This is a genomic window from Bradyrhizobium sp. PRIMUS42, from assembly GCF_023006515.1.
Classification (GTDB): Bacteria; Pseudomonadota; Alphaproteobacteria; order Rhizobiales; family Xanthobacteraceae; genus Bradyrhizobium.
The window spans coordinates 1-5,118 of the sequence record NZ_JALBGZ010000473.1; the positions used below are offsets into that span (position 1 = coordinate 1).

The 5,118-nt window shown below is 64.0% G+C and carries 5 protein-coding genes; 2 read left to right on the forward strand and 3 right to left on the reverse strand.

Going from position 1 to position 5,118, the window contains the following annotated elements:
- Positions 1-68: 68 nt before the first annotated feature.
- Complete coding sequence (locus tag MOV75_RS26925) at positions 69-236, reverse strand: hypothetical protein (protein WP_246930687.1); 168 nt, start codon at positions 234-236, stop codon at positions 69-71.
- 155 nt (positions 237-391) lie between these two features.
- Entirely contained in the window at positions 392-592 is a 201-nt protein-coding gene (locus tag MOV75_RS26930; protein ID WP_246930685.1) for a hypothetical protein, read from the reverse strand.
- Positions 593-860: 268 nt separating this feature from the next.
- On the opposite strand from MOV75_RS26930, the gene recA reads away from it, so the two are divergent.
- A complete protein-coding gene (gene recA / locus MOV75_RS26935; protein ID WP_100176636.1) occupies positions 861-1,949 on the forward strand; it encodes a recombinase RecA in 1,089 nt (362 codons plus the stop codon).
- Positions 1,950-2,053: 104 nt separating this feature from the next.
- Positions 2,054-3,049: a hypothetical protein gene (locus MOV75_RS26940; RefSeq protein ID WP_246930683.1), complete on the forward strand. Its 996-nt coding sequence runs from the start codon at positions 2,054-2,056 to the stop codon at positions 3,047-3,049.
- 115 nt (positions 3,050-3,164) lie between these two features.
- Here the strand turns inward: MOV75_RS26940 and gcvP are convergent.
- Positions 3,165-5,118, reverse strand: a 1,954-nt coding sequence (gcvP, locus tag MOV75_RS26945; RefSeq protein WP_247006895.1) for an aminomethyl-transferring glycine dehydrogenase, incomplete at its 5' end; no start/stop codon positions are given.

Genomic DNA, 5,118 nt, shown 5'->3' on the forward strand with positions numbered 1-5,118 from the left:
GTCGGCGGGGGCGCCGTCCGCCGGACCGCCCGCCCGGCGTCATCGATCGAAGCCGGCCTGGCGGGCCTTTAGTGGATTTTGATGTTGTTCAGGGGAAGATGGAGCTCGCTGGCGCGCTCTTCGCGGTCCCTCCTGCGGAACTCGTTTTCCTTGCGCTCGAACTTGATCATCTCCTCATGCGCCGCCTCGAGCAGCGGATTGCGCCGGATCGTTTCGCGGTGTTTGTCTTCGGTCATGACTGAGGTCCCCAGAGTTGCGGTCTCATCCTGAAGAAGGCCGGAGATCGCGAAAAGGTTCGGTGCCGTACGATTGCGGAATTGTGACGGCGACGCGCGGCCGCGTCTTTGACGGGCGTCAGCTTTAGTCGGGCAAGGACGTCGCGGCTGCTCTGCTATTTCGGCGGTTGCAGGCCGGGGGATTTGACCCAGTCGTGCAGATGATTGGCCAGCTCGGCCTGGCGGGCCTTCTTGAGCAGGGCGTCCCTTTCAGGGCCGGGCGGAAGCCTGGAGGCGTCCTCCTTGACCTGCTTCACCCATGCGGAGAGCCGGTCTTGAAGGGTCAGTTGTTGTTTGAAACGTCGTCGCTTGAACATGGCACGCCCCTGTCCGTGTGAGGAAGGCGGGAGCGCAGTCGGCGTTCTCGTCACCGATAGCAGCCGCGGTCCGTGCGGTGATGATGAGATTAGGATCCATAAACGGAACGGGGTCTGTTCAATTGTGCGCACAGCCCGCCCAAAACGCCCAAACCCGCAAAGAACATATTGCGAACCTGGAACAAATGGGGTACATTGCTTTTGTCGCCGAGCCGCCTCGCAACCGTTTGTCCCTCACGCGAATCCTCGCCATAAGGAGCACGACCCAATGTCCGCCACTGCCCTGCGTATCGTCGAAGGATCTTCCATGGACAAGAGTAAAGCTCTGGCCGCCGCGCTCTCTCAGATCGAGCGCCAGTTCGGCAAGGGCTCGGTGATGAAGCTCGGCAAGAACGACCGCTCCATGGACATCGAGGCGGTGTCCTCCGGCTCGCTCGGCCTCGATATCGCGCTCGGCATCGGCGGTCTTCCCAAGGGGCGCATCGTCGAGATCTACGGCCCGGAATCCTCGGGCAAGACGACGCTGGCGCTGCATACGGTTGCGGAAGCGCAGAAGAAGGGCGGCATCTGCGCCTTCATCGACGCTGAGCATGCGCTCGACCCGGTCTATGCGAGGAAGCTCGGCGTCAACATCGACGAGCTCCTGATCTCGCAGCCCGACACCGGCGAGCAGGCGTTGGAAATCTGCGACACGCTGGTGCGCTCGGGCGCCGTCGACGTGTTGGTGATCGATTCGGTTGCGGCGCTGGTGCCGAAGGCCGAGCTCGAGGGCGAGATGGGCGATGCGCTGCCGGGACTTCAAGCGCGGTTGATGAGCCAGGCGCTGCGCAAGCTGACGGCCTCGATCAACAAGTCCAACACCATGGTGATCTTCATCAACCAGATCCGCATGAAGATCGGTGTGATGTACGGCTCGCCCGAGACCACCACCGGCGGCAACGCGCTGAAATTCTACGCCTCCGTCCGCCTCGACATCCGCCGCATCGGCGCGATCAAGGAGCGCGACGAGGTGGTCGGCAACACCACGCGTGTCAAGGTGGTGAAGAACAAGCTGGCGCCGCCCTTCAAGCAGGTCGAGTTCGACATCATGTACGGCGAGGGCGTGTCCAAGATGGGCGAGATCCTCGATCTCGGCGTCAAGGCCGGCATCGTCGAGAAATCCGGCGCCTGGTTCTCCTATGACAGCCAGCGCCTCGGCCAGGGCCGCGAGAATTCGAAAGCGTTTTTGAAGGCCAACCCCGACATCACCGCCAAGATCGAGACCTCGATCCGCCAGAACTCGGGCCTGATCGCCGAGCAGATCCTGGCCGGCACGCCGGAGCGTGACGCCGACGGCGAGGAACCTGCGGAGGAGTAAGACTTAACGCGAAAGTTTTTCGCGAGGAGCGGGCGCTGAAGACGTTGAGTTGCCGACGTCGTCAGTGCCCGTTTCGTCTTGCGTTGCGTTGATCAGGTGGTGAGATGAAGCGTCTGATCCTGACCAGTTCGTCCGGAGCCGGTCTCACCCATACCGGTCGCGCCGACATGGTCGTGCCCGTGATCTTTCGCTTCGTCTGGGGACCGCTGCCAACGTCGCACCACCTCGAAAGATACTTTACTGGTCGCTCTTACAGAGACGATCCCGAGGCGCAGTGGTCCGATCTTGTTCCGCGGTCTCCCGAGACCGGCCTCGCGCACAAGCAGCTCGCGCTGGATTGGTTCTGCCAGGCCTACGGCTTCGATCTCATCGAGCTGTGGTTTGATCCCCGTCCGAACGATCAATTGCAGCTGGTCTGGAGTCTCGATTACCTGCGCTCTCAATCCTACATGGCCGAGCGCCTGAAATTGAGCCTCGTCGATTTCGATCTGCTCGAATCGGACGGTGCGAGACTGCGCGACCGTGCCGTGCGGGCGTTCGACGTGGCGGAGCCTGACTTCGAGGCCGGCCGTCTGGCCTGGGAAGCTTACCGGGCACCTACACCGGAGCTCTGTTTCGGATTGCTGGGCCGTGAACTTCCCAGGCTGCCTTTCCTGACGCCGGCGATGGAGCAATTGCTGGCAGAACTGCCATCAACCATCAATGGGCTGGGCGCGACGGAATCGGGGCTTCTCGACCTGATTGCGAGGGGCCACAACCGCACGAAGGAGCTGTTTCAGCCGGGCGGACTGCTCGACACGCACGTGTTCGACCAGTGGGAGCTTGGCCCATTGCTCGAAGGGCTTGGGTCCGGCCCGATGCCGGCGATCACCGGTCTCGACCCAAAGCTCGCCACTCTCGCCCCGCACGATGCGCGCGGTCGCAACGCCGCTTATCGCCGGAGCCGACTGTCGCTGACCGAATTCGGCAAAGCGGTTCTGGAGGGCCGGGAGGACTTTCGCCGCCACAACCCGATTCGGCGCTGGTGGGGCGGCACGCTTCTGACCAATGAACGGCTCTGGCGGTGGGATGGGCAAAGGCGAGTGTTGGTTGCGCCTTGAGCAAGGAGTGTAGGGTGGGCAAAGGCGCGTAAGCGCCGTGCCCACCATATTTCAACGCAGCGAAAGGTGGTGGGCACGCTCCGCTTTGCCCACCCTACGAAACCCTTGTCGCGTCTTACTCCGCGGCTTCCGCGTAATCGCTCACCGGCGGGCAGGAGCACACCAGATTGCGGTCGCCATAGACGTTGTCGACGCGCCCGACAGGGCTCCAATATTTGTCGGTGCGCGAGCTTCCCGCGGGGAAGCAGCCTTCGGCGCGGGTGTAGGCGCGCTTCCAATCGTCGTCCGCGATGTCGTGCACGGTGTGCGGGGCATGGCGAAGCGGCGAGGCCTCGATCTTGAAGCGGCCGGCCTCGACCTCGGCGATTTCTTTCCGGATCGCAATCATGGCGTCGCAGAAGCGGTCCAGTTCGGCCTTCGATTCCGACTCGGTCGGCTCGATCATCAGCGTGCCCGGCACCGGGAAGCTCATGGTCGGCGCATGGAAGCCGTAATCGATCAGGCGTTTTGCGATGTCGTCGACGGTGACGCCTGAGGTCGTCTTCAGCGGACGCGGATCGACGATGCATTCGTGCGCGACGCGACCCTTGGCGTTCTTGTAGAGCACCGGGAAGTGCGGATCGAGGCGCGCAGCGATGTAATTGGCGTTGAGAATCGCGATCTCGGTCGCCCGCTTCAATCCGTCGCCGCCCATCATCAGGATGTAGATGTAGGAGATGGTGAGGATCGAGGCCGAGCCGAACGGCGCAGCCGAGACCGGGCCGACCGGGGCATCCGCCTTCGCCGCGGGATGTCCAGGCAGGAACGGGGCGAGATGGGCCTTCACGCCGATCGGACCCATGCCGGGGCCGCCGCCGCCATGCGGGATGCAGAAGGTCTTGTGCAGGTTGAGATGGCTGACATCGGCGCCGTAATCGCCGGGCCGGCTCAGGCCGACCTGCGCGTTGAGGTTGGCGCCGTCGAGATAAACCTGGCCGCCATGGCCGTGCACGATGTCGCAGATCTCGCGGATGTGCTCCTCGAACACGCCGTGGGTCGAGGGGTAGGTGATCATGACCGCGGCGAGATCGTTCGAGTGCTTCTCGGCCTTGGCGCGGAGATCATTGACGTCGACGTCGCCGTTCTTCTCGCAGGCGACCACCACCACCTCCATGCCGACCATCGCGGCCGAGGCCGGATTGGTGCCGTGGGCGGAGGAGGGGATCAGGCAGATCTTGCGGTGCGTCTCTCCGCGCGAGGCATGGTAGCCGCGGATAGCCAAAAGCCCGGCATATTCGCCCTGCGCGCCCGAGTTCGGCTGCAGCGAGATCGCGTCATAGCCGGTGATGTCGCACAGCCATTTTTCCAGCCGCGCGAACAGCGCGTGGTAGCCCGTGGCCTGCTCGCGCGGAACGAACGGATGCAACGAGCCGAACTCCGGCCAGGTCAGCGGCATCATCTCAGTGGTCGCGTTCAGCTTCATGGTGCAGGAGCCGAGCGGAATCATCGCGCGGTCGAGCGCGAGGTCGCGGTCTGAGAGCTTGCGCATGTAGCGCAGCATCTCGGTCTCGGAGCGATGCGCGTGGAACACGGGATGGGTGAGGAAGGAGGTCGCGCGCTTCAAGCCGTCCGGCAGCGCCTCGCGCGTCTCGGCGTCGATCTCGGCATAGGCAAGCTTGCCGCCGAAGGCGCGCCAGACCGCTTCCACCGTCGCGGGTGTCGTGGTCTCGTCTAGTGCGATGCGCAAGCTGGTCTCGCTGATACCGAGATTGATCTTCTCGGCCGCTGCGCGGGCGACGATCTCGGCGCGCTTGGCGCCGGCATCGACGCTGAGCGTGTCGAAGAAACTGTCGGACTGCGGCACAAAGCCGAGCTTGCGCAGGCCAGCCGCGAGCACGGCGGTGCGGCGATGGACGTTGCGCGCGATCTGCGCGAGGCCTTCGGGGCCGTGATAGACCGCATACATCGAGGCGATCACGGCGAGCAGCACCTGCGCGGTGCAGATGTTGGAGGTCGCCTTCTCGCGGCGGATGTGCTGCTCGCGGGTCTGCAGCGCGAGGCGATAGGCCGGCATCCCGCGCGAGTCCACG